Here is a 23,552-nt window from a genome sequence, read left to right on the forward strand (position 1 = left end):
GGCGTCGCCGGATGACGCAAGGGTCCGGCGACGCCGGCCCCGATACAACAAGGGCCGCATCGCGGCCCTTGTTCTCAGCAGACGCCGTGTATCAGGCGCCGCGGTTGGCCGGACGCTGGCCGCCACGGCCACCATCGCGACGGCCTGCGCCGGCACCGGCTGCCTGACGCGGCCCGCTGCTGCGCTGGCCACCGGGCTTCTTCGGGCCGGCATGCGCATGCGCCTGACGCGGCGCATCGCCATGCGGACGACGCGCGTGGCTCTTGCGCGGTGCGCGGTCGCCACCCGGCTGCTCGGCGCGGCCCGGCGCACTGTTGCCCCAGCGGATCGGGGTCTGCGGCTCGTAGCCCGGCACGTCGCGGATTTCCACGTCGCGGCCCAGCATGCGCACGATCTGGCGCAGCAGCTTGGCTTCGTCCTGCGCCACCAGCGAAATCGCCTCGCCGGTGGAGCCGTTACGGCCGGTGCGGCCGATCCGGTGCACGTAGTCTTCGGCCACCATCGGCAGGTCGTAGTTGATGACCTTGGGCAGCTGATCGATATCGATACCGCGCGCAGCGATATCGGTGGCCACCAGCACGGTGACGCGGCCGGCCTTGAAGTCGCTCAGTGCACGCATGCGCTGGCCCTGGCTCTTGTTGCCGTGGATCGCCGCGGTCTTGATGCCGGACTTCTCCAGGAACAGCGCCAGCTTGTCGCTGCCATGCTTGGTGCGCGCGAACACCAGGGTCTGCTCGCGGCTGTCCTGCGCCAGCAGGTGCAGCAGCAGATCGCGCTTGCGCGCGCCATCGACCGGGTGCACGCGATGGGTGATGCTCTCGGCCACGGTGTTGCTCGGGGTGACCTGGATCTGCATCGGGTTGCGCATGAATTCCAGCGCCAGCTGCTTGATGTTCTCTTCGAAAGTGGCCGAGAACAGCAGCGTCTGACGGTCCTGGCGCGGCAGCTTGGTCAGGATGCGCTTGATCGACGGCAAAAAGCCCATGTCGAGCATGCGGTCGGCTTCGTCCAGGATCAGCACTTCGATGCCGGACAGGTCCACGCTGCGACGCTCGATATGGTCGATCAGCCGCCCCGGGCAGGCGATCAGCAGGTCCACGCCGCGGCGCAGGGTGTCGAGCTGGTTGCCCATGCCCACGCCGCCGTAGATCACTGCGCTCGGAATGCGCAGGTACTTGCTGTAGCCGCGCAGGCTGTCGTGCACCTGGGTGGCCAGCTCGCGGGTCGGGGTCAGGATCAGCGCGCGCGGCTTGCGCGGGCCGTTGACCGGCTGCGGCGTGGTGCCCAGGTGCTGCAGCAGCGGCAGGCCGAACGCGGCAGTCTTGCCGGTACCGGTCTGCGCGCCGGCCAGCAGGTCGTGACCGGCCAGCACCAACGGGATCGCCTGCTGCTGGATCGCAGTGGGGGTTTCATAGCCCTGCTCGGCCAACGCGCGCAGCAGGAAGGGCGCAAGGCCCAGGGATTCAAAAGACATCAGGAAGCTCCAAGTAAAGCGCCGCCGCCAGGCACAGCCCGGAGCGCAGACGCATTGCAGATGCAAAAAGTGAGGCTCGGAGCGTTCCCGTGAACCGCGCTGCGAGATGGTGGAACAACCCGATCAAAGAGCGATGGGTTTGTCGGCACCACGAAAGGCGTCGGGTGGGGCGGGCGAGCGGATCGATCGATCCTGGCCTCGCCGGCTGTCCCTAAGGGAAACGGACGGCCGCATGCAGACCCGGCAAGTGTACTCGCCTTTGGCGCGCTGCACAAAATCCCGTCACTGCGGTTGTGGTACCGGTCAGTTGTTTCAACTGCAACCACTGCGGCGGCAGGCCGTACAATCGCCCCATCAGCCACAGCACAGGATGGTCATGAAGCTAGGTTCCCTGAAGGAAGGCGGCCGCGACGGCAGCCTGATCGTGGTCGCGCGCGACCTGCGCACTGCCGTGCGCGCCACCGGCATCGCGCCCACCCTGCAGCGCGCGCTGGAAGACTGGAGCAATGTGGCGCCGCGTCTGAACGCCTTGTCGGCCTCGCTCAACGACGGCAGCGCCGACGGCGTGTTCGATCTGGATATGCAGGCCTTGGCCGCACCGCTGCCGCGTGCCTACGAGTTCGTCGATGGCAGCGCTTACCTGCCGCACGTGGAGCGGGTACGCCGCGCGCGCAATGCCGAGGTGCCGGACAGCTTCTACACCGACCCGCTGATGTATCAGGCCACCAGCGCAGGGTTCTACGGCCCGCGCGATGCCATCAAGGTGATCAGCGAAGACCACGGCATCGATCTGGAAGCCGAACTGGTGGTGATCACCGACGACGTGCCGATGGGCGCCTCGCCCGAGCAGGCCGCCGCGCACATCCAGCTGGTCGGCCTGGTCAACGACGTGTCGCTGCGCAATCTGATCCCGGCCGAGCTCGCCAAGGGCTTCGGTTTCGTGCAATCCAAACCGCGCTCGGCGCTATCGCCGGTGTTTGTCACTCCCGACGAGCTGGACGCTGCCTGGCGCGAGAACAAGGTGCATCTGCCGCTGGTGACCCACGTCAATGGCGCCTGGTTCGGCGCGCCCGAAGCCGGCAACGACATGCAGTTCGACTTCGCCCAGCTGATCGCCCACGCCGCCAAAACGCGGCCGCTCTCGGCCGGCACGATCGTGGGTTCGGGCACCATCGCCAACCAGGACACCAGCCTGGGTGCCTCGTGTTTTGCCGAACAGCGCGTGGTCGAGACCCTGCGCGACGGCAAGCCCAGCACGCCCTTCATGGCGTTCGGTGACGTGGTGCGGATCGAGATGTTCGATGCCAGTGGCGCCAGCATCTTCGGTGCGATCGAGCAGCGCGTCGAACGGCAGCCGCTGCCATGACACCGGCGAAGGTGTTGGTCACCAAAAACGTGCGAGGCCGGGCATGAGCGCGCCACTGGAGCTGTTCTCGTACTGGCGCTCCAGTGCCGCGTATCGCGTCCGCATCGGCCTGAATCTGAAGGCGCTGGCGTACCTCACGCATCCGGTGCATCTGGTACGCGACGGCGGCGAGCAGCACGCCGCTGCCTATGCACAGCTCAACCCACAGCAGCTGGTTCCGACGCTGCGCCATGGCGCGGTGGTGATTCCGCAATCGCTGGCGATTCTGGAGTATCTGGAAGAAGCGTTCCCGGACAGCACATGCCTGCTGCCTGCAGCGCCGGCAGAGCGCGCCCGCGTGCGTGCGCTCGCCCAGGTCATCGCCTGCGATGTGCATCCGCTCAACAACCTGCGCGTCATGCAGGTGCTGGAGCGCGAGTTCGCGCTGGATGCGGCGCAACGCCAGCACTGGACGCGGCACTGGATGGAGCGCGGCTTTGCCGCACTGGAACAGCAGCTGGCACGCGACCCGCTCACTGGCCGCTTCTGTCATGGCGATGTGCCAGGCCTGGCCGATGGGGTATTGGTCCCCCAGCTCTACAACGCGCACCGGTTCGAGGTTGATCTGGCCCCGTATCCGACCCTGCAGCGCATCGAACAGGCCTGCCTGGCGTTACCGGCCTTCGATGCGGCACGGCCGGAGATGCAGGTTGATGCGGTGGCGTGAGGGCTGCGCATCGAGGCCCTCATCCGCCCTTCGGGCACCTTCTCCCGTGGACGGGAGAAGGGCAGGCGGGCGTCTGATTCGATCCCAGTCGTTGCGATGCTGGATGAAGTTGCGACGCAAAGCCGTACGGTTCAAAGCGCAAGCCCCAAGGCACCGCACGCTCACTTATGTCCCTTCTCCCGCATGCGGGAGAAGGTGGCGCGCAGCGCCGGATGAGGGTGCTTGTCGCATCGATATCGCGAATGAGGGGCTCGTCGCAGCGTCCGCCCTGACAGTGCAGGAGCCGGCAACCCGAGCGCCGCAATGACCGACCTTCGTCGCCAGACCGATCAGATGAACCCGTGGCTGATCTTCGGCGCAGCCGCCGTTTCGTAGTCCGCATACGGGTCGTGTTCGCCGGAGCCGCCTTCGGAAAGACGGAACTTCAGGGCAAGGCCATCGCGTGAATCGGCGGCGCGCAGCGCTTCCTCCTGCTCGATTTCGCCAGACTTCACCATCCGGAACAGGCATTGGTCGAAGGTCTGCATGCCTTCTTCCAGCGACTCTTCCATCGCCTGCTTGACCTCGTGCACCTGACCGCGACGCAGCAGGTCGCGGATCATCGGCGTGTTGAGCAGCACTTCGGTCGCCGGCCGGCGGCGTCCATCCACGCCCTTGACCAGGCGTTGCGACACCACCGCGCGCAGATTGAGCGCCAGATTCATCAGCACGTTCTTGTGCGCGCTCTCGGGGAAGAAATTGAGGATGCGCTCGATGGTCTGGTCGGCATTGTTGGAGTGCAACGTGGCCAGGCACAGGTGACCGGTTTCGGCAAACGCGATGGCGGCCTCCATGGTCTCGGCATCCAGGATTTCGCCGATCAGGATCACGTCCGGCGCTTCGCGCATCGCGTTCTTCAGCGCGCTCTGGAAGGCATGCGTGTCCAGGCCCACCTCGCGCTGGTTCACGATCGACATCTTGTGCTTGTGCAGATATTCGATCGGGTCCTCGATGGTGAGGATGTGCCCGGTGGTGGTGCTGTTGCGATGGTCGATCATCGATGCCAGCGAAGTTGACTTGCCGGAGCCGGTCGAGCCCACCACCAGCACCAGCCCGCGCGGGGTCATGATGACGTCCTTGAGCACCTGCGGCAGATTGAGCTCCTCGATGCTCGGGATCCGGCTGCGGATGGCGCGGATCACCATGCCCACTTCGCCGCGCTGCTTGAACACGTTGACGCGGAAGCGGCCGGCATCGGACAAGGCAATTGCCATGTTGAGCTCGAGCTCGCGCTCGAACTGCGGCACCTGGCCTTCGTCCATCAATGAGTAGGCGATTTTCTTGACCATCCCCGGCGGCAACCCCGTATTGCCGAGCGGGTAGAGCTTGCCTTCGATCTTGATGTACACCGGCGCGCCGGTGGTCAAGAACATGTCCGAGGCATTCTTTTCGGTCATCAGCTTCAGGAAGTAGCCGATATCCATGCGCAATGGTTCCCCAACAAACAGCAGCGTCTCGTTGCAAGTCCGCCGCAGGCTTCCGACAATGGCCGTGCTCGAGACTTCCTCGCTACGGCTCCCCTAATGACGGCTAGCTTCGCATACTTGCGGCGATCCCTGTATGGCATCGCCTGTTTCATGGTTCTTTCCTCTCCGGCCGCCGCCCAGGTGGCACCGGAGCTCACCGCCGCCGAACAGGCCGTGCAACGCGCCACCCAGGCCGATGCCGACCAATACGCCCCGGATCTGGTCAACCTGGCACGCCAGGAATTGATGCAGGCCCAGCATGCGCAACTGGACAAGCGCCAGCGCAAGCAGGTGCCGCAGATCGCCCTGCGCGCAGCGGCCGACGCCGATCTGGCCAAGGCCCGCAGCGAAGAGGCGGTGGTCACCGCCCAGCTGGCACAGCGCAAGAAGGAAGTGGCGCAGTTGCAGAACACGCTCAACACCGGGGAGGGCGGCCGATGAACCTGCGCCCACTGCTCTACATCGGTGTATTGAGCCTGGCCAGCGTGCCGCCGCTGGCGATGGCGGCCAAGGACGACCCACAGGCCGACGCGCTCAACCGGCGCCTGGCCACGCTGCAGAACGACCCGCAGACCAGTGACCTGGCCCGCTTCGAGCGGCTGCAGGCCCAGCAAAGCGTGGCCGCACTGGCCGAGGCCAAGCGCCGCGACCGCGACGAGCTGGTGTTCCTGGCCGACCGCCGGGTCGAAATTGCCGAACTCACCGCGCGTACCGCACTGGCGCGGCGTGAGCTGGATCGGCTGGAAGGCACCCGTAACGATCTGCTGATCGAAGCCAGCCGTCGCGACGCCTCGCGTGCGCGCCAGGAGGCCGAACGCTTGCGCGTGCAGGCGCAGATCCAGGCCGAAGAGGCCGAGCGCATGCGTCAGGCGGCCGAGCAGGAAACCCTGGCGCGGCAGGACGCCGAGCTGGCGCTGACCAGCGTGGCCGGCAAGCAGACCGCCAAGCTCAATGCGGCCCAGCAGAAGGCCGTGCAGCTGGCCCACGAAGAAGCCGAGCTGGTGTCCGGGGCCAAGTTGCCGGCTGCCAAGTTCGACGGCCGCGGCGAAGTGTTCTCGCTGGGCAGTGGTGCGTTCGGCGGCAAGGCCGCCCTGTCCGACGACGCCACGGCGCAGGCAAAGGCGCTGGCCGAATATCTGAACATCGGCAAGAAGGGCCGGGTCAGCATTGTCGGTTTCGACAACGATGCCGCCACCGCCAAGAAGCGGGCCGAAGCGGTGCGCGACGCGTTGGTTGCCGCCGGTGTCGCCAGTGCACGCTTGCAGGTCAGTGGCAGCAAGGGTGCGGCCAGCAAGACGCGCGCCGCCGAGGTGGTTGTCGCGCCCTGATGCAAGTAGTTGGAAGTTAAGGTCTTTTAACCCGGGCATGACGCCCGGTTGAACCGCGTTCACTGATTGACGCGAAGGACGGCAAAAGCAGCCGTTCTGGCCTTGAACCCCCCTCGCGACCGGCGTAGGGTCGTACTCCTGGGCAGCAACTCCGCTGCCCGGAAAGTACGGAGGGCCGGGTCAGTGACGCAAGGGCACGCAGCGATGCACGCAGTTGCAACAGGTAGTGTTCTTACCAGTGCGTTTACCGTGATGACCCTTGGCAACGTGACGCGCGGGTCTTCCATTCCCAAGCAGCGCCCTGCGCCGTCTGCGGCCGGGGCGTTCTTGTTTTAAGTGAAGGAGGTAACGCCATGTTCGAAGGGCAACCGCAGACCGAAATCGACGCATTGATCAAGTCCGATCCCGAGTTCAAGCAGCTGTACCAACGCCACAAGCTCTTGAACAAGAAATGCATGGATGCCGAACTTGGGGTACTCCCCATCGACGATGTGACCTTGGGCCAGATGAAACGCGAAAAGTTGCAGGCCAAAGAAAAGCTCACCCGGATGTACGACCAGCTCACGCACTGATCCTTCCCCACCGTTAGAACAAGTTCACCGTCGCGGGCGGTGGCAGCCTCCTCGTCGGCTCGCCACCGTCCGCGTCTTTATTTAGCCGCTGCGCTTTCGCGCAGATGGCGCCTCCCTGCAGCGGCTGAGCCTGCTCGTTCATGGGTCTGCGCAATGGTTTCACGCCTGAATGAGCATTCCCCAGCCGTTCGTCGGATAATGACCGGTCTAGCCCGTGCGGCGCAGCGACGATATTCCGATGGCGATCCACTCCTCCGTACTCGAACTGATCGGCAACACGCCCATCGTCAAGGCACAGCACCTGGACACCGGCGTCTGCGAGCTGTTCCTCAAGCTGGAGGCGGCCAACCCCGGTGGATCGATCAAGGACCGTATCGGCCTGTCGATGATTGAAGCGGCAGAACAGCGCGGCGACCTCAAGCCCGGTGCCACCCTGGTGGAAGGCACGGCCGGCAATACCGGCCTGGGTCTGGCCCTGGTCGCGCAGCAGAAGGGCTACCAGCTGATCCTGGTGGTGCCGGACAAGATGAGCCGCGAGAAGATCTTCAACCTCAAGGCCATGGGCGCCAACGTGGTGCTGACCCGCTCGGACGTGGCCAAGGGCCACCCGGAGTATTACCAGGACCTGGCGGCCAAGATCGCTTCCGAAACCCCCGGCGCCTACTTCATCAATCAGTTCGGCAACCCGGACAACCCGGCCGCGCACGAATTCGGCACCGGCCCGGAGATCCTGGCGCAGATGGATGGTGATCTGGACGCGATCGTCTTCGGCTGCGGCAGCTCCGGCACCATGACCGGCCTGTCGCGCGCGTTCGCTACCGCCTCGCCGCACACCGAGCTGGTGCTGGCCGACCCGGTCGGCTCGATCCTGACCCAGTACATCGAAGAAGGTACGGTCAGCGAGAAGTCCGGCAGCTGGCTGGTCGAAGGCATCGGCGAAGACTTCCTGCCGGATATCTCTGATTTTTCGCGCGTCAAGAAGGCCTATTCCATCAGCGATGCGGAAAGCTTCCACACCGCGCGCGAGCTGCTGGCCAAGGAGGGCATCCTCGGCGGCTCGTCCACCGGCACCTTGCTGGCCGCTGCGCTGAAATATTGCCGCGAGCAGACCACGCCCAAGCGTGTGCTGGTGTTCGTCTGCGATACCGGCAACAAGTATCTGTCGAAGATGTACAACGACTACTGGATGCTCGACAACGGCTTTTTGGAGCGCCCGCAGCACGGCGACCTGCGCGACCTGATCCTGCGCCCTTACAACAAGCGCGACACCGTAGTGGTGGGGCCGAAGGATCTGCTGACCACCGCCTATCAGCGCATGAAGCTGTACGACGTGTCGCAGTTGCCGGTGATCGACGACGGCGAGCTGGTGGGCATCGTCGACGAGAGCGACGTGCTGCTGCACGTGTATGGCGACGAGGCGCGCTTCCGCGACCCGATCTCCACCGCCATGGTCAGCAAGCTGGATCGTCTGGATGTCGCATCGCCGATCGAAGCGTTGCTGCCGGTGTTCGACCGCGGCCAGGTCGCCATCGTCATGGACGGCAAGCAGTTCCTGGGCCTGATCACCCGTATCGACCTGCTCAACTACCTGCGCCGCCGCGTGCAGTGATCGCATGCAGTGACTGGGTAGCGCGCGCGTCCGGATGAGACGCGCGGCACCGGGCATTCAGACCTGCTTGTTACAATCCGCCACTTTTTCCGGGAACCTCCATGTCCAATTGCACCACACCCAGCCACGAAGGCGAGCGCGAACTTTCGCTCGCAACGCTGGCGATCCATGGAGGGCAGTCGCCGGATCCCAGCACCGGGGCAGTGATGCCGCCGATCTATGCGACGTCCACCTATGCGCAGTCCAGCCCGGGCGAGCATCAGGGCTTCGAATACTCGCGCACCCACAACCCCACGCGCTTTGCCTATGAGCGCTGCGTTGCCGCGCTGGAAGGTGGCACGCGTGCATTCGCGTTCGCTTCCGGCATGGCCGCCACCTCCACGGTGATGGAATTGCTGGATGCCGGCAGCCACGTGGTGGCGATGGACGACCTGTATGGCGGCACCTTCCGCCTGTTCGAGCGCGTGCGTCGCCGCACTGCCGGCCTGGATTTCAGCTTCGTCGACCTGACCGATGCGGCCGCCTTCGAAGCGGCGATCCGCCCCGACACCAGGATGGTGTGGATCGAAACCCCGACCAACCCGATGCTCAAGCTGGTCGATATCGCCGCCATCGCCACGATCGCGCGCAAGCACGGCCTGCTGATCGTGGTCGACAACACCTTCGCCTCGCCGATGCTGCAACGCCCGCTCAGCCTGGGCGCCGACATCGTCGTGCATTCGGCCACCAAGTACCTCAACGGCCACTCCGACATGGTCGGCGGCATCGCCGTGGTTGGCGACAACGCCGAACTGGCCGAGCAACTGGCCTTCCTGCAGAACTCCATCGGCGGCGTGCAAGGTCCGTTCGACAGCTTCCTCGCCCTGCGCGGCCTCAAGACCCTGCCGCTGCGCATGCGCGCGCATTGCGAAAACGCCCTGGCGCTGGCGCAGTGGCTGGAAAACCACCCCGCGATCGAAAAGGTGATCTACCCCGGCCTGGCTTCGCACCCGCAGCACGCACTGGCCCAGCGCCAGATGTCCGGCTTCGGCGGCATCGTCTCGATCGTCCTCAAGGGCGGCTTCGATGCGGCCAAGCGCTTCTGCGAAAAGACCGAACTGTTCACCCTGGCCGAATCGCTCGGCGGCGTGGAAAGCCTGGTGAACCATCCCGCCGTCATGACGCATGCCTCGATTCCCGTGGCCCGCCGCGAACAGCTTGGTATCAGCGATGCGTTGGTCAGGCTGAGTGTGGGTGTTGAGGATGTGGAGGATTTGCGTGGGGATCTGGAACGTGCCCTCGATGCATCCCGTTCTCCATGACTGCGTCGCCGCACCGACGGGACTTCTTCGCTTACTGGCGGAGCGGGCTGGCCGGCCTTCGTCTGCAGTCGTGGGTACGCCAACAGGCCTGGTTGCAGCGTATCTATCGTGTTTTTCCGCAGAGTTGGCGTGACCGCGTTTCTTCCAAGCTATCCGCCCGCTCCTTGGTTCAAACGCGTTTCCAGCGCACGGATGCCTGGGAGCTGAACCCAAAAGGCGCTGACGCTTCCTTGCCGACGAACGCTGATTTCTCCTTCACCGAGACTCCATTGGTGGGGATCAACATTGTTGGCTATCTCCGTGGCGAATTCGGGTTGGCGGAAAGTGCAAGGATGTATGCGCGTGCGCTGATCAGCGCTGGCGTGCCTGTGTCGTTGTACGACCTGGACATGGGGCTTCCGCACTCCTGGGACGACCGGAGCCTGGATGGTCTCATCGACCAGCGCATGCTGCACCAGGTCACCGTCATCTTCGTCAATCCCGACTACCTCGAAGCCGCGTTCGACAAGATCGGCCGGGCCCGTATGGAAGGGCATTACGTCATTGCGTGCTGGTTTTGGGAACTTGAGGTGATTCCGCCAAGTTGGCTGAGCGCCATTGCGCTGGTGGACGAGATCATGGTGGCCTCACGATTCATTGAGGATGCGTTCCGCAGCGTGACCGACAAACCGATCATGCGAGTTCCGCTGCCGCTCTCTGACCAGCGTGATAGCGGCTTGCAGAGACAGGACTTCGGGCTGGATCCGGAAACCTTCGTCTTTCTTTTCACTTTTGATTTCCACTCCTTCGTGACCAGGAAAAATCCCCAGGCCGTCGTCAATGCATTCAGGCATGCGTTTCCGGACGGTCGTGACGACGTGCGTCTGGTCGTGAAGTCAAGCAATGGGCATATGTATCCCGAACACATGGCAGAACTCCTGAGTCTGGTCGCAGCGGACACGCGGATCCTGCTGCGGGACGAGGTGATCGACAAGATGCATGTGCGCGCGCTGCAGCGCTGCTGTGATGTGTATGTGTCGCTGCACCGGGCCGAAGGCTTCGGGCTGGGGCTTGCCGAGTGCATGTCACTCGGTAAGCCGGTCATCGCGACGGGCTGGTCGGGCAACATGGAATTCATGACATACAGCAACTCCTGCCTCGTGGACTACGATCTGGTGCCGGTTGCGGGACGATATCCGGAGTCAGATGGCGCGCGCTGGGCGGAGCCCAGCATCGCATCCGCCGCCGCTGCTATGCGCCGGCTCGCGGATGACCCGCTACAGGCGCGGCGGCTGGGCGAAACAGCCAGGGCCGATATCTGCAGCAGGCTTGCTCCGCAAAGCGTGGCCCAGCATCTGCTGGCGAGGGCAGAGAGGGTTGTCAAGTCAACGCACTGATGGTGGCCATTTGTTGGTCCTGTGATGTAGCAATTTAGGTTGCCCGTTCCACCAAGGTAGTGAACACTTTCAGAGGTAGCAACGTTGGACATGATCCGGTCCGTATGGGCCTTCCGATACTTCATCCTGTCGTCGATCAGGAATGACCTGCGTCTGCGCTTCCTGCGCAGCAAACTGGGCGCACTGTGGATGATCATCCATCCGCTCATGCAGGTGCTGATCTTTGCGACGATTCTCTCCGAGGTGCTGGCCGCGAAGCTGCCAGGCGTCAATAACAAGTTTGCTTACGCGCTTTACCTGATGGCCGGGACCCTTTGCTGGAGCATGTTCGCCGAATGTATTGGCAAATGTGCTTCGTTGTTCGTTGATAACGGCAATCTCATGAAGAAGCAGGCGTTTCCTCGCATCTGCCTTCCGCTCATTGCCGGCGGCACCGTCATGGTCAACAACCTGTTGCTGTTTTTGGCGATCATCGTCGTTTTTGCCGTACTGGGCCATACCCTGGGGCCGCAGGCAGCGTGGCTCCCGCTGCTGATGCTGCTGACGTTGGCATTTGCCATGTCGATCGGCCTGCTGCTTGGGGTGTTCAACGTGTTCGTGCGCGACATCGGGCAGGTCGTGCCGGTCGTCTTGCAGGCATTGTTCTGGGTGACGCCCATCGTTTACACCATTGACATACTCCCTGCGCAGACCCAGGAGCTGTTCAAGCTCAACCCGCTGTTCCCGCTTGTCAATGCATATCAGGGGGTCCTTCTTTACGGACGTTCCCCGGCATGGATCGAGCTTGTGCCTCTCATGCTGGCGACCCTCGTGTTGTGTGCCATGTCGTTGGTTATTTTCCGCCGCGCGAGTGCCGAAATGGTGGATGCCCTATGAGCCCGGTACTGATGGTTGAAGGGCTTGGGAAGTCCTACCGTGTCTGGGGTAGCGAGTGGCTGCGCGCTGCCAGCTGGTTTGGGTTGAAGGTCAAGCCGCGAGAGGAGCACTGGGTACTGCGGAATGTCGGGTTTTCGGTCGCTCCGGGTGAGTCGATCGGGATCATGGGGCGCAATGGCGCCGGAAAGAGCACATTGCTCAAGCTGATCACCGGTACATCGCAACCCACCGAAGGGCGAATCGTCCGGCATGGCCGTATCGCCGCGATTCTTGAGCTCGGGATGGGATTCAATCCGGATCTGAGTGGCCGGGAGAATGCAAAACATTCCGCCGGGCTCATGGGTTACACATTGGAACAAATCGACAAGGTGTTGCCCGAGATACAGGAGTTCGCCGAGATCGGAGAGTACTTCGATGAGCCGGTCCGCACCTACTCGAGCGGTATGCAGGTACGCGTCGCATTTGCGGTGGCCACCGCATTTCGCCCTGATCTACTCATCGTCGACGAAGCATTGTCGGTAGGCGATGCGTATTTTCAGGCGAAATGCTTCAAGCGCATCCAGTCTTACAAGGACGAGGGCATGACGCTCATCCTGGTCAGCCACGCGGTCGGAGATGTTGTCAAACACTGCGATCGTGCCATTTTGATCAAGGACGGTAGCGTGCATGCCGATGGTCCGTCGCGTGAGGTGTCGAACCTTTATCTGGACGAGTTGTTTGGAAAGAAGTCGGTCTCGCTTCACGCGGAGGCCAAGGATACCCCGAAGGAGTTCCGCACCGGCAGCGAAGACGTGTTTCATACCAGGCCATATTACAATGCATCCGAGCATCGCTGGGGACAGGGCGGTGCCCGAATTCTGGATTACGTGGTTGCCAGCGATGGTCAGGAATTTCCCGCGCGCGTGGAAAGTGGCTCGAGGACGACGTTTTACTTCAAGATTGCATTCGATCAGGATTTCGATAGCGTGGTGCCCGGTATCTTGGTGAAAACGCTTGAAGGACTGTTTCTTTACGGAACCAATTCCTTTCTTTCCAGCGAGGGTCGTACCGGGATTGCGGCTAAGGCAGGCGATGTGATTGTCTGCAAGTTCACCATGCCTCTTGACCTGAACGAAGCGAATTACCTGATTTCGCTGGGCATTTCCAGTGGGGATCCACTGGTGGAACTGACGCCACTGGATCGGCGCTACGATGCCATCGTGCTGAACGTGGCCAGAGGGATGCAGTTTTGGGGAATGATGGACCTGAAGGCCGACTTCGAGATCGTTGAGGCCTTGTCATGACGACGGCGGAATTTTACATCAATACAAAGAGCGAACAGTCATGACCGAGTCACTGAGTATGGGCGCCCTTGTGGCAGCCCTTCCTGAGAAGTATCAGCCGATTTTCGCGCATCCTGAACTAACCGATGGCAGCTCGCGTGGTTGCGAGGATAGGCTGCTGTTGATCCGCCAGTGTGCGCAGCGCCTTCAGGCTACGCTCGGGCGTCCGCTGCGCGTCCTGGATCTTGGCTGTGCGCAGGGCTTCTTCTCATTGAACCTGGCGGCCGACGGCCACACGGTGCACGGAGTGGACTTTCTCGATCTCAATATAAATGTGTGCAAAGCGCTGGCTGCCGAAAATCCTTCGTTTGCAGCGAGCTTTGAGCACGGTACTGTCGAGGACGTGATAGATCGGCTTGAACCGGGTCGGTACGATCTGGTCCTCGGGCTCAGCGTCTTCCATCATCTCGTACACGCCCGAGGCATCCTGAGCGTATCGGAACTGTGTCGCAAGCTTTCGGAAAAGACCGCTGCGGGAGTGTTTGAACTCGCCTTGCATGAGGAGCCGCTTTACTGGGCGCCATCGTTACCGCAGGATCCTGCTGAAATCCTATCCAGTTATGCGTTCCTGCGCTTGCTTTCGCGGCAGGAGACGCACCTTTCGGCAGTGTCAAGGCCGCTCTATTTCGCGAGCAGCCAGTTCTGGTATGTGGACGGAATCATCGGCGATTTCACGTCCTGGACAGCTGAATCGCATGCGCATGGGCGGGGCACGCACCTGCAATCGCGTCGCTATTATTTCGGGCCACAGGTTTTCGTAAAAAGAATGACGCTGGCCGTTGAAGATCGCGCAGAGATCAACTTGCGCGAATTCGTCAATGAAGTGGAGTTTCTAAGCAATCCGCCACTCGGCTATCCGGCGCCGCGCCTGATCGCGTCGCTGAACGACTCCAGGGATTTGTTTCTTGCCAGGTCGATGATGGATGGGCGACTTCTTTCCCAGGCGATCGACGATGGTTCGGCTTATGACGCCGATGAGATCATCGCGCAGATTCTCGAGCAACTTGTGTTGCTTGAACGTGCCGGTTTGTATCATAACGATGTGCGCTGCTGGAATATCCTCATCACGCCGGAAATGCGTGCTGTACTGATCGATTACGGCGCGATCTCGACCAACGCCGCCGATTGCTCCTGGCTTGAGGATCTGTTGTTTTCGTTTCTGATCACGGTCAAGGAGATTCTTGAACGTCGGGTTGTTCCCCCCAGCCCGAGCCGTGAGCCTGCGCTGGATTTCACGACATTACCTGCCCGGTACTGCAATGCGTTCGTAGCGCTGTTTGGGCAGAATCGTTCCCAGTTGACGTTCGCCCTGCTGCAACAGTGTCTCCAACAAGCCGATGCCGCACCGGCCCCGCTTCCTGAGTGGGCATCGATTTATCGGCGTCTGCATGACGCGCTACTCGTTTACAACGCGCGGCTGAGCGCGGTGCATATCGAGACGGAGCATCATCGAGTGGAGCTTGCCGCACGTGGCGCGGCGATCGAGCAGTTTCGTGAGAGCGCATCGAAGGAACAGGGGCGCTTCCAGTTGCTTGAACAGCAAATTGCTGCTTCCGAAAGCAGGTGCCAGCGACTCGAGGAGGACAGCGAGAAACTGGCAGCCTGGGCCAAAGGACTCGAAGCTCAAGCGATCGCATCTGCTGCCTTGCAGGCTCGGGTTGCCGCACAGCAGCAACAAATTTCCCAGCTCGAGAACTCGCGCGAGCAGGATAGAAACCGAGTGAAGGAGCTGCAGGCCGATCTTTCCAGAAGTATGCAGATCGCTACTGCAGCACGAGAGCACATTCGCGAGCTTGAGTTGGCGGTGGAGGTCCTGGAAGGACAGATCGACAGCCTTCATGCAAGCCGGTCCTGGCGGATTACGGCGCCGCTTCGTTTGTTCACCACGCGGGTACTCAAACGTGGCGACGGCAATGTTGCGATTATCCGTAACGCGCCAGTCCCACAGCTGGAGGACGTGGCCATCCTTGATGGTTCGGTGCCGACTCCGGCAGAAGCTGCAATGGACAAACGTGTTGCCGCAGTCGATCAGCTGGGTAGTCGTATCCGCAAGTCACGTAAATAATCCAGAGGAAGTCAACGTTGTGGTAAGGACATCATGTAGGGGGTTCGGGTCGTGAAAAGAGTCATCGTGCTCGGTGCGCAGGTGCCGTTTATCAGGGGAGGGGCAGAGTTTCTGAATGAGGAGCTGGTCCGTCAGATCAATCTGTGGGGTAAGCAACACCAGGTCGTCGCCGAACTGGTGCAGCTGCCGTATCGTTGGTATCCCGAAACGGAAATCCTTTCCTCCGCATTGGCGTGGCGGTTATTGGATCTGAATGAAAGTAACGGGCAGAAGATCGACCTGTGTATTTGTACCAAGTTTCCAACATACGCTGCCCAGCATGCGAACAAGACGCTCTGGCTGGTGCATCAGCATAGGGTACTTTACGATCTGGAGCGCACCCGTTTTGATTTCCCCCATCTGAACTCTCGCGATGTGGCGTTGCGCGACGCCTTGCGCGTTTCAGACACGCAGCTGTTGTCGGACATCGAATCGCGCTACACCATCTCGCAGACCGTGACCGAGAGGCTTCAACAGTTCAACGGTCTTTCTTCGCAGGTTCTATACCCCCCATCCAAACTGGCCCCGTTGATCACATCCGGTGACTACGGCGATTATATTTTGTGCATCGGCCGCCTCGAGTCGATGAAGCGGCCCGACTTGCTGATTCGCGCAGCGGCACATGTATCAAAGGCCAAAATCGTCATAGCAGGCACAGGAGCCAGTGATTACGCGCTGTCCCTGGCACCGCTGGTGCATGAGCTGGGGCTGCAGGACAGGGTGGAACTGACGGGTTTTGTCGAGGATGAGAAACTGCTCGCGTTGATCGCCGGTTGCAGGGCCGTTTTCTACTCACCCGTTGACGAAGACTACGGATTCGCAACGCTGGAGGCATTTGCGGCGCATAAACCTGTCATTACGGTTGACGACAGCGGCGAAGTCGGAAGGATCGTAAAAGCCACCGGAAGTGGGTGGGTCACCGGTCCCACGGCAGAGGAAATCGCGCAGAGTATCGGGGACTGCTACGCAAGAACCGGTGCGCAACTACGCGCGCTTGCCGATGAAGGATACCGACTCAGCACCTCGATTACATGGGATCGCGTGATACGCGAGCTCGTGGAGGAAAGGATTTGAACACGCGTTTCCGCATTGCCATGGTCGGGCCACTACCCCCCGAGCATTCCGGCATTGCCGAGTATTCGGCCGGGCTGGTGGAACTGTTGCGCGCGCGGGGCGTGCAGGTCGACACGGTGGTCCGCGGTGACGTGGAACGCATGGGAGCCCAGAAGGTTGTCGATGGGCTGCTTGAAGCGGATGCCGTTGTCTACCAGATGGGAAATCATCCCGCTTTTCATGGGTGGATGCTTCCACTGATGGCATGTGTTCCCGGCGTTGTTCACCTGCATGATCTGGTGCTGCACCACATGGTGGCGGGTGTCCTGAGTGACGAGTCGCTGCTCGGTGACGGGTATACGCGGGTGCTGGAACAATGGCATTCCGCTGCTGAAGTGAAGAACGCAACGCTTGCACTGCGTTATGGCTCTCCGATCTGGGGCCGTGACGACATCGTGCATTACCCGCTTCATCAAGTGGCGACGAAATTCGCACTGGAGGTGGTCGTGCATTCCCGATACGCGGCCGAAAGCGTTGCCAAGGAGTTTCCGTGGCTGCCTGTTACGGTCATCCCCCAACTCTATCCTGTCGCCGCGCGGCATCGGGTGCGTGATCGTCTCAGCACCATTGCGGTGATGGGCGGTGGGCAGGTGAATCGCAGGTTCGACTGGATCGTTGAGGCATTGTTGCAGGTCGAGCCCGAGTTGACTCACCCGCTTTCTCTTGAGATAGCCGGTGTGGTCGAACCTGCCGTGCAGCTACAGCTGGAGCGGCTTTCGGGTTTGCAGAACGTGCGATTGATCGATCATGGTCGCATCGACGACGAGCAATTTCGCAGTGTGTTCGAGCGTGCCGACCTGATGATCGCGCTTCGCCAGCCGACCATGGGCGAAGCCTCCGCGGTCGTGTCAAAGGCATTGCAAGCGGGCCTGCCTGTCGTGGTATCGGATCAGGGCTGGTACGCAGAACTGCCGTCCTGCGTCAGGAAAGTGCCCCCCACGTCCGACTGTCCAGAGGTTCTTGGCAGTCTGTTGCGGCACTTTGCACTGGATTCGGCAGCGTACTCGCGTTGGGCAGAAGAATGTGGAGATCAGGCGAGTCGCCCGGAGCTTGACCCATACGGTGCTACCGACCGCTATGTGAAGCTGTTGAAATCCAGCCGTGTCTTTTCCGATTTCAGGGATCGCGTCGCCGAGGCCTTGGTCGATCTCAAGATCGACCTTGAATCTCCGCTGTCGGGCGAAGTTCAGAGAATCGATGTCCGCAGTACGCTGCGTGGTGACCGGTGGGTCGATTCTGCGCTCAAGGCCTTATCCGAGCGCCAGGTCGACACGCACGGACAAATGGTCTTCGCCACGGTCGAGCCGTACCCTTATACTGAGGCCTTGCCGGTCGAAGCATGTCAGGGAGGGGCGGCACTGATCGAAACCGATCTTGGTGTGGCCGAGCCCTCCAGCGAGGTCACCGTAAGGCTGATGCTGAACAATACCAGCGGGTTCCCCTGGCTCAGTCCGCCCGGCCACTCGGTGATGCCGTTCGGCATTTACATCGGATGCTACTGGCGCTCCGTTGTGCCGCTGCAGGAAGTCGAGCAGCCGCGCCATTGGATTGACGAGCCAATCGAGCCAGCTTCGTGTCGCGAACAGGTCATCTCACTTCGTGTGCCTGATGCAGTTGGTGAGTACGAATTGGAAATCGATCTCGTCCAGGAATCTGTTGGCTGGTTCAAAACTCGGGGGTTTGTACCAGCCCGGCTGCTCGTACGTGTAGAAGCCACTCAATCATGAGGGCACATTCATCCAACCCAGGTCCTAACGCATGAAAGCTTTTGTGAAAACCCCCGTCTCTCTGGGCACTGTCGCCATCCTGGCGACTTTCATCACCCTTGTTGGTTGCTCCAAATCGCCTGAGGCAGACCAGCCGGTAACCGCCGCACCTCAACCGGCTGCTCCGGCCTCCGAAGCACCCGGTATGACGAGCCCCTTGACGCAGGAGCAAGTCGGGGCTCGCTATGCCATCGTTTCGGACCCTGTGGTCGCCAATAATGGCGAGGTGATACGCACCGTTGTGTCGGTCACCAACGCTGGCAAGGAAACGCTGAGTTCGAAGGGCACCTTGCCGGTCAACCTCGCAATCTCTCTGGTAGACAGTTCCGGCGCTTTATCGGCGAAGGATTTCGTACGCGCTTCGCTTCCCGCCGATGGAATTGCTGCGGGTGCCTCCGCCGAGGTGATCGCCGAGGTGCCAGCCCAGGCAGTGGTTGGAAAGAGCCTGCGAATCGGGCTGGTACAGGAAGGCGTCGCCTGGTTCAGCGATTTCAAGATCGAGCCGCTCGACTACGGCCCGTTCAGCAGCTGCGCAGATCAGGGCAAGCAGACGATATGCGGTGCGGGTGGGAAGCCGCTGTCAACGCGTTGAGCTGCACCGTGCGGCGGAAACAGCCCGATCCTGCATCGGCTCAAAGCCGGAACCAATACGTAAACAAGAGAATGTGTTAATGAAAACTGCGTTGATTACTGGAATCTCGGGTCAAGACGGTGCTTACCTTGCAGAACTGCTGTTGGACAAGGGCTACCGCGTATTTGGCACGTATCGCCGTACGAGTTCGGTCAATTTCTGGCGGATCGAAGAGCTTGGAATTGCAGCCCACCCGAACCTTAATCTAATCGAATACGATCTGACGGATCTAGGGTCGAGCATCCGTATGCTTGAAAGCACCGGAGCCACCGAGGTCTACAATCTGGCGGCTCAGAGCTTCGTGGGTGTGTCTTTCGATCAGCCGACCACGACGGCGCAGATCACCGGTATCGGTCCGGTCCACCTGCTGGAGGCGATCCGTCAGGTGAACCGGGATATCCGCTTCTACCAGGCCTCGACGTCGGAGATGTTCGGCAAGGTGCAGGCTGTTCCGCAGATCGAAAGCACGCCGTTCTATCCACGCAGCCCCTATGGTGTCGCCAAACTCTATGCACACTGGATGACGGTGAACTACCGCGAGAGTTACGACATCTTTGGTTGCAGTGGCATCCTGTTCAACCACGAAAGTCCATTGCGTGGACGTGAATTCGTGACGCGCAAGATCACCGACTCGGTAGCCAAGATCAAGCTCGGGCTGCTGGACTGCATGGAATTGGGTAACCTGGACGCCAAGCGTGACTGGGGCTTTGCGCGCGAGTATGTGGAAGGTATGTGGCGGATGCTGCAGGCCGAGGAGCCGGATACTTTCGTGCTCGCAACCAATCGCACCGAGACCGTACGCGATTTCGTCAGCATGGCGTTCAAGGGCGCGGGCATCGACGTCGAGTTCCGTGGGAAGGACGCTGAAGAGACTGCGGTGGATACTGCCACCGGCAAGGTGCTCATGCGCATCAACCCGAAGTTCCACCGCCCTGCAGAAGTGGAGCTGCTGATCGGCGATCCCGAAAAGGCGGCCCGCATCCTCGGCTGGAAGCCCGAGACCACGCTGGAGCAGCTGTGCCAGATGATGGTCGAGGCCGATCTGAAGAGGAACGAGCGTGGCTTCTCATTCTGACCTGATGGGCAAGCGGGTTCTGATCAGCGGAGCGTCCGGGTTCACCGGGCGCTACATGACCCAGCAGCTCCAGGAACAGGGCTGCACGGTCATTGGCGTCGGCACGCGTTCGGACACTGCCGGCATGGGCAGCACCGACGAGTTCTGGCCGATGGATCTGCGCGACGCTGCCGACGTCGCCCGCGCCGTTGCGCAGGCCCAAGCCGACTACGTTGTGCATCTGGCGGCAGTGGCCTTTGTCGGTCATGGGGATGCTGACGATTTTTACCGCGTCAATCTGCTAGGTACGCGTAACCTGCTGCAGGCGCTGGCCGCAAGCCGACACCGCCCGGAGAGGGTGCTGATCGCGAGCAGTGCCAATGTCTACGGCAATGCAACCGAAGGCGTGATCGACGAGTCGGTCACGCCCGCGCCCGCGAACGACTACGCGGTGAGCAAGCTCGCCATGGAATATGTCGCCAGCTTATGGCGCGAGCGCCTGCCCCTGGTGATTGCGCGCCCCTTCAACTATACCGGGGTCGGTCAGGCGACCAACTTCCTGATTCCCAAGATCGTTTCCCATTTCGCATCGCGTGCCTCTTCCATCGAGTTGGGCAACACCGAAGTGTGGCGCGATTTCGGCGATGTCAGGTCGGTCGTGCTGGCTTACCGCAAGCTCCTGCAGGCGCCAGCGGCCGAAGGGCAAATCGTCAATGTATGTTCGGGTGTCGCCAGTTCGCTAGGGGACATCATCAGGATCTGCTCGAAAATCACTGGCCACGACATCGACGTCCAGGTGAACCCCGCGTTCGTTCGGGAGAACGAGGTCAAGAAGTTGCTTGGCAGCAATGCCAGATTGCAGGAGCTGATCGGCGATTGGCAGAGTCTTGCGCTGGAGGACACGCTGCGCTGGATGCTTGAAGCTGCCAGCACTGAGCAGTGAGGGCAATCCAAGGACATTGAGAGCAATCGAGCTTCGGCTGGAAAATTCAGCCGAAGCTCGCTGCGAATGCTTGGTAGTGTTTTTGTTCAGCGTTATCTAACAGGCTGACGCACCCGCAGTTGCCAGGAACCGCGCCAGGTGAAAGGGGCGATTAACGCGCTGGCGATCGTGCTTCCCGGCCGGCTTATCTGCTGCAGTCGGACTTGCAAATTTCAAGACTGGTCAGCCCGAGGGCAAGCAGCCGCTGGTCCGCAGACATGCCGACCTGCGCGGGAGAGACCGGTGTTTCGTAGCTAAGAACCAGATGCACTACTTCACCAGGCTGGCGGGTCGTGACCGGAATCCGTAGTGCCAGCGGCACCGCTTGTGCTGCAGTGACGCGGGTGTCGAGCGCCTGGACGCCGTTGACCGTGGCACGGATGCGCAGGGCTTGCTGGGGGCCAGGCAGAAACGGGTTGCCGCGCAGAATCACCGTTGTCTTGCCGACGGTCGTTGAGTTGACACGGTAGCGCAGCGATGAGCTTGTGCCTTCCGACCAGACACCCCATGCCTCGTCGGACGACCAGCCTTGCGTGAGCAAGCTGCGGAGCGCGGGGAGCGTAATGCTGGTATCTGCCGCGGGCTCGGTGACCACGGTGTCCTTGGCAGCATCGGCGCTTGCAGGCTTGGCACCACCTGGCAGACGGAAAACCACAACAGCGCCATCTTCGCGTGTTATCGCCGGCGGCGCGCCAATGGCCTGGGTCCATTCAGCGATGACCTGCGCCCCCTGGTCGGCGTAGCCGCGCTTGTCGATGTAGACAGCGTCGAAGCCGAAGCGACCGATCGCCTTGAGCTGTGCGGCGGCGGGTTGGGTCTCCAGATTCCGGTAGAACAGGTCGCCCTCACGGCCCTTCATGCCTGCGTAGCTCCACTTCAGGTGCTGTGAGTGGACGAATCCCACCGCTAGGTCATAGGCGTGCAGGGCATTCTTGGGCGGCACTTCCGGAAACGGCATATAGGGCAACTGGTAAACGGCTGCACCGACAGGCAGGGCAGTTTCAATGCTGCGGATGAAACGCCTGTCCTGCTCGTACGCAGTGCGCGCGCTGGATTGACACGGGCCGCACACCGCCGAGGTCTGGTCCCAGATGCCGAAGACCAGCATGCCGGCGGCAGCGATCGAGGCGATGGTCATGCGGTGTCGACGCCCCACCTTGTCGGACAGCATCTGCACGCCGATGGCTACCGCAGCGAGGGTGCTGAACGTGATGAAGATGCTGGCCCGGTTCCAGCCGCGGATGGAGGGCGATACGACGTGCGCGAAGAGTGAGCCAAGCCCGCCGATGGTCATGAATGCCAGAAGGACGCCGGAAAGAATCGCCAACAGGGCAATGCGTTCTTCGTTGCGCCGCTCGGACAGGCGCGCGAACGCGACCAGCGCCAGGATGGCAAGACCGAAGGAACCGATCAGGCCCAGCGAGGCGGTCGTGTTCTCGTTGATCAACGGTGTGCTGGCCATGTAGCTGGCCGTCACATTGGCCAGCTTGGGTAGCCTGTGGTCGGGGCGCGGCAGGATCAACTGCATGAACTTCACGCCGTAGATCTCGGACTCTGCCGGCGCGCGGGCAGCGACTTCCGGATTGTGACCGTTGATCCGCTCGTTGATCACGTTGGGTGCGACATTTGCCAGCGTGCCAAGCGCGAGGAAGAAAATGACGGGTGCTGCGAGGCGGGTGATGGACGCCCAGTTCTTCTGGAACAACGCCATGAGGCAGGCCGTTCCAATCAGGATCAGGCCGAATGCCGTGTAGTAGACGCCAAAACAGCTCAGGACTAGGTACAGCGCAGCAAGCGCGATCTTGCGGGCGGGCCGGGCGCTCCAGAAATCCAGCGATACGTCGGCGCGTGCAATCCGGATCGCAAGCATGAAGTAGATCGGGATGCCGAAATACCAGGTGTAGAAGATGTGCTGCAGGCGCAGGAAATGGAACGGCGCCAGCGTGAAGAGCATGGCAGTGGTAAAGGACAGCGAACGACCCACGCGCAGCCAGCGCATCACCCAATATGCCGTCAGAAAGTTCGCGGCAAAGCCCAGCAGGAAGAACAGATTCAGTGCTGCGGCACTGCTGCCGGTCAGCATGCCGGCAAGTTTCAGGAACAGGAAGCTGCCGGAGTCTGCCCCGGGGTAATCCAGGAAGGAGGAGCCGAATGGGAAGCCGCTACGGGCGTTCTCGAAGATCCATCCTTCCATCGCTCGCTGCGTCAGCCAGAGGCTGCTCAAGGCGTCGCCGCTATACGAGAGTGGGTAGTCCAGCACGGGCAACAGGCCCGCCCGCCAGCCGACGAGCAGGACGCTGCCCGCCACGACGGACAGGACGGCGCCTAACAGCAGGGGCAGCCATTCGGCCTTGATGAGAGGGCGGGCCGGCGTCGTAGGAGGAAGTAGGGTGCTCATGTAATCCACAGGTCAAGAATGGATGCGCTGCGCCATCGGGGGCTGCAGGCAGGTGCGAGGTGGGGTGAC

19 protein-coding genes are annotated in these 23,552 nt (G+C 61.7%); 16 read left to right on the plus strand and 3 right to left on the minus strand.

Annotation, left to right across the window (positions count from 1 at the left end; translation table 11 throughout):
- Positions 1–91 precede the first annotated feature (91 nt).
- Positions 92–1,474 (minus strand): DEAD/DEAH box helicase, encoded by a 1,383-nt coding sequence (locus A7D16_RS20635; RefSeq protein WP_064635133.1) that lies wholly within the window; start codon positions 1,472–1,474, stop codon positions 92–94.
- A 376-nt stretch (positions 1,475–1,850) separates the two neighbouring features.
- On the opposite strand from A7D16_RS20635, the gene A7D16_RS20640 reads away from it, so the two are divergent.
- Both A7D16_RS20640 and maiA read left to right on the plus strand, forming a co-directional pair.
- Positions 1,851–2,840, plus strand: coding sequence for a fumarylacetoacetate hydrolase family protein (locus A7D16_RS20640; protein WP_064635135.1), 990 nt, complete (start codon positions 1,851–1,853; stop codon positions 2,838–2,840).
- A 43-nt stretch (positions 2,841–2,883) separates the two neighbouring features.
- Positions 2,884–3,546: a maleylacetoacetate isomerase gene (gene maiA / locus A7D16_RS20645; protein WP_064635137.1), complete on the plus strand. Its 663-nt coding sequence runs from the start codon at positions 2,884–2,886 to the stop codon at positions 3,544–3,546.
- Positions 3,547–3,875: 329 nt separating this feature from the next.
- Here maiA and A7D16_RS20650 read toward each other — a convergent pair whose 3' ends face one another.
- The gene (locus A7D16_RS20650; protein WP_064635139.1) at positions 3,876–5,009 is read right to left on the minus strand and encodes a PilT/PilU family type 4a pilus ATPase; all 1,134 of its coding nucleotides are present in this window, start codon (positions 5,007–5,009) and stop codon (positions 3,876–3,878) included.
- A gap of 99 nt (positions 5,010–5,108) precedes the next feature.
- Between A7D16_RS20650 and A7D16_RS20655 the strand changes: the two genes are divergently transcribed.
- The 14 genes from A7D16_RS20655 (at position 5,109) to A7D16_RS20720 (ending at position 21,046) form a co-directional block, all read left to right on the plus strand.
- Positions 5,109–5,492, plus strand: a complete 384-nt coding sequence (locus A7D16_RS20655) for a DUF4398 domain-containing protein (RefSeq protein ID WP_064635142.1) — start codon at positions 5,109–5,111, stop codon at positions 5,490–5,492.
- Positions 5,489–6,379, plus strand: coding sequence for a hypothetical protein (locus A7D16_RS20660; protein ID WP_064635144.1), 891 nt, complete (start codon positions 5,489–5,491; stop codon positions 6,377–6,379). The genes A7D16_RS20655 and A7D16_RS20660 overlap by 4 nt, the downstream gene beginning before the upstream one ends.
- A 353-nt stretch (positions 6,380–6,732) precedes the next feature.
- On the plus strand, positions 6,733–6,951 hold the full coding sequence (locus A7D16_RS20665) for a YdcH family protein (RefSeq protein WP_005991804.1): 219 nt from the start codon (positions 6,733–6,735) through the stop codon (positions 6,949–6,951).
- A 238-nt stretch (positions 6,952–7,189) separates the two neighbouring features.
- Entirely contained in the window at positions 7,190–8,560 is a 1,371-nt protein-coding gene (locus A7D16_RS20670) for a pyridoxal-phosphate dependent enzyme (protein ID WP_064635249.1), read from the plus strand.
- Between the two features lie 101 nt (positions 8,561–8,661).
- Positions 8,662–9,861, plus strand: a complete 1,200-nt coding sequence (locus A7D16_RS20675; RefSeq protein ID WP_064635146.1) for a cystathionine gamma-synthase — start codon at positions 8,662–8,664, stop codon at positions 9,859–9,861.
- Entirely contained in the window at positions 9,858–11,237 is a 1,380-nt protein-coding gene (locus A7D16_RS20680; protein WP_064635148.1) for a glycosyltransferase family 4 protein, read from the plus strand. Before A7D16_RS20675 ends, A7D16_RS20680 begins: the two co-directional genes overlap by 4 nt.
- 90 nt (positions 11,238–11,327) lie before the next feature.
- Positions 11,328–12,113, plus strand: coding sequence for an ABC transporter permease (locus A7D16_RS20685; RefSeq protein ID WP_064635150.1), 786 nt, complete (start codon positions 11,328–11,330; stop codon positions 12,111–12,113).
- Entirely contained in the window at positions 12,110–13,396 is a 1,287-nt protein-coding gene (locus A7D16_RS20690) for an ABC transporter ATP-binding protein (RefSeq protein ID WP_064635152.1), read from the plus strand. The genes A7D16_RS20685 and A7D16_RS20690 overlap by 4 nt, the downstream gene beginning before the upstream one ends.
- Positions 13,397–13,436: 40 nt before the next feature.
- Positions 13,437–15,500, plus strand: coding sequence for a methyltransferase domain-containing protein (locus tag A7D16_RS20695; protein WP_064635154.1), 2,064 nt, complete (start codon positions 13,437–13,439; stop codon positions 15,498–15,500).
- 51 nt (positions 15,501–15,551) lie between these two features.
- Complete coding sequence (locus A7D16_RS20700) at positions 15,552–16,613, plus strand: glycosyltransferase family 4 protein (protein WP_064635156.1); 1,062 nt, start codon at positions 15,552–15,554, stop codon at positions 16,611–16,613.
- A gap of 20 nt (positions 16,614–16,633) precedes the next feature.
- A complete protein-coding gene (locus tag A7D16_RS20705; protein WP_064635158.1) occupies positions 16,634–18,379 on the plus strand; it encodes a glycosyltransferase in 1,746 nt (581 codons plus the stop codon).
- 31 nt (positions 18,380–18,410) lie between these two features.
- A complete protein-coding gene (locus A7D16_RS20710) occupies positions 18,411–19,010 on the plus strand; it encodes a hypothetical protein (RefSeq protein ID WP_064635160.1) in 600 nt (199 codons plus the stop codon).
- Positions 19,011–19,089: 79 nt separating this feature from the next.
- The gene (gene gmd / locus A7D16_RS20715) at positions 19,090–20,124 is read left to right on the plus strand and encodes a GDP-mannose 4,6-dehydratase (protein WP_064635161.1); all 1,035 of its coding nucleotides are present in this window, start codon (positions 19,090–19,092) and stop codon (positions 20,122–20,124) included.
- Complete coding sequence (locus tag A7D16_RS20720) at positions 20,108–21,046, plus strand: NAD-dependent epimerase/dehydratase family protein (RefSeq protein WP_082925909.1); 939 nt, start codon at positions 20,108–20,110, stop codon at positions 21,044–21,046. The genes gmd and A7D16_RS20720 overlap by 17 nt, the downstream gene beginning before the upstream one ends.
- Before the next feature lie 184 nt (positions 21,047–21,230).
- Here the strand turns inward: A7D16_RS20720 and A7D16_RS20725 are convergent, their stop codons facing one another.
- A complete protein-coding gene (locus A7D16_RS20725) occupies positions 21,231–23,483 on the minus strand; it encodes a hypothetical protein (protein ID WP_064635165.1) in 2,253 nt (750 codons plus the stop codon).
- Between the last annotated feature and the right edge of the window lie 69 nt (positions 23,484–23,552).

The organism is Xanthomonas nasturtii, assembly GCF_001660815.1.
GTDB classification, from domain to species: domain Bacteria; phylum Pseudomonadota; class Gammaproteobacteria; order Xanthomonadales; family Xanthomonadaceae; genus Xanthomonas; species Xanthomonas nasturtii.

Excerpts from the sequence above, each read along its gene's own strand:
- A7D16_RS20635 (WP_064635133.1), bottom strand. The coding sequence starts at position 1,474 with ATGTCTTTTGAATCCCTGGGCCTTGCGCCCTTCCTGCTGCGCGCGTTG.
- A7D16_RS20640 (WP_064635135.1), top strand. The coding sequence starts at position 1,851 with ATGAAGCTAGGTTCCCTGAAGGAAGGCGGCCGCGACGGCAGCCTGATC.
- maiA (WP_064635137.1), top strand. The coding sequence starts at position 2,884 with ATGAGCGCGCCACTGGAGCTGTTCTCGTACTGGCGCTCCAGTGCCGCG.
- A7D16_RS20650 (WP_064635139.1), bottom strand. The coding sequence starts at position 5,009 with ATGGATATCGGCTACTTCCTGAAGCTGATGACCGAAAAGAATGCCTCG.
- A7D16_RS20655 (WP_064635142.1), top strand. The coding sequence starts at position 5,109 with ATGACGGCTAGCTTCGCATACTTGCGGCGATCCCTGTATGGCATCGCC.
- A7D16_RS20660 (WP_064635144.1), top strand. The coding sequence starts at position 5,489 with ATGAACCTGCGCCCACTGCTCTACATCGGTGTATTGAGCCTGGCCAGC.
- A7D16_RS20665 (WP_005991804.1), top strand. The coding sequence starts at position 6,733 with ATGTTCGAAGGGCAACCGCAGACCGAAATCGACGCATTGATCAAGTCC.
- A7D16_RS20670 (WP_064635249.1), top strand. The coding sequence starts at position 7,190 with ATGGCGATCCACTCCTCCGTACTCGAACTGATCGGCAACACGCCCATC.
- A7D16_RS20675 (WP_064635146.1), top strand. The coding sequence starts at position 8,662 with ATGTCCAATTGCACCACACCCAGCCACGAAGGCGAGCGCGAACTTTCG.
- A7D16_RS20680 (WP_064635148.1), top strand. The coding sequence starts at position 9,858 with ATGACTGCGTCGCCGCACCGACGGGACTTCTTCGCTTACTGGCGGAGC.
- A7D16_RS20685 (WP_064635150.1), top strand. The coding sequence starts at position 11,328 with ATGATCCGGTCCGTATGGGCCTTCCGATACTTCATCCTGTCGTCGATC.
- A7D16_RS20690 (WP_064635152.1), top strand. The coding sequence starts at position 12,110 with ATGAGCCCGGTACTGATGGTTGAAGGGCTTGGGAAGTCCTACCGTGTC.
- A7D16_RS20695 (WP_064635154.1), top strand. The coding sequence starts at position 13,437 with ATGACCGAGTCACTGAGTATGGGCGCCCTTGTGGCAGCCCTTCCTGAG.
- A7D16_RS20705 (WP_064635158.1), top strand. The coding sequence starts at position 16,634 with ATGGTCGGGCCACTACCCCCCGAGCATTCCGGCATTGCCGAGTATTCG.
- A7D16_RS20710 (WP_064635160.1), top strand. The coding sequence starts at position 18,411 with ATGAAAGCTTTTGTGAAAACCCCCGTCTCTCTGGGCACTGTCGCCATC.
- gmd (WP_064635161.1), top strand. The coding sequence starts at position 19,090 with ATGAAAACTGCGTTGATTACTGGAATCTCGGGTCAAGACGGTGCTTAC.
- A7D16_RS20725 (WP_064635165.1), bottom strand. The coding sequence starts at position 23,483 with ATGAGCACCCTACTTCCTCCTACGACGCCGGCCCGCCCTCTCATCAAG.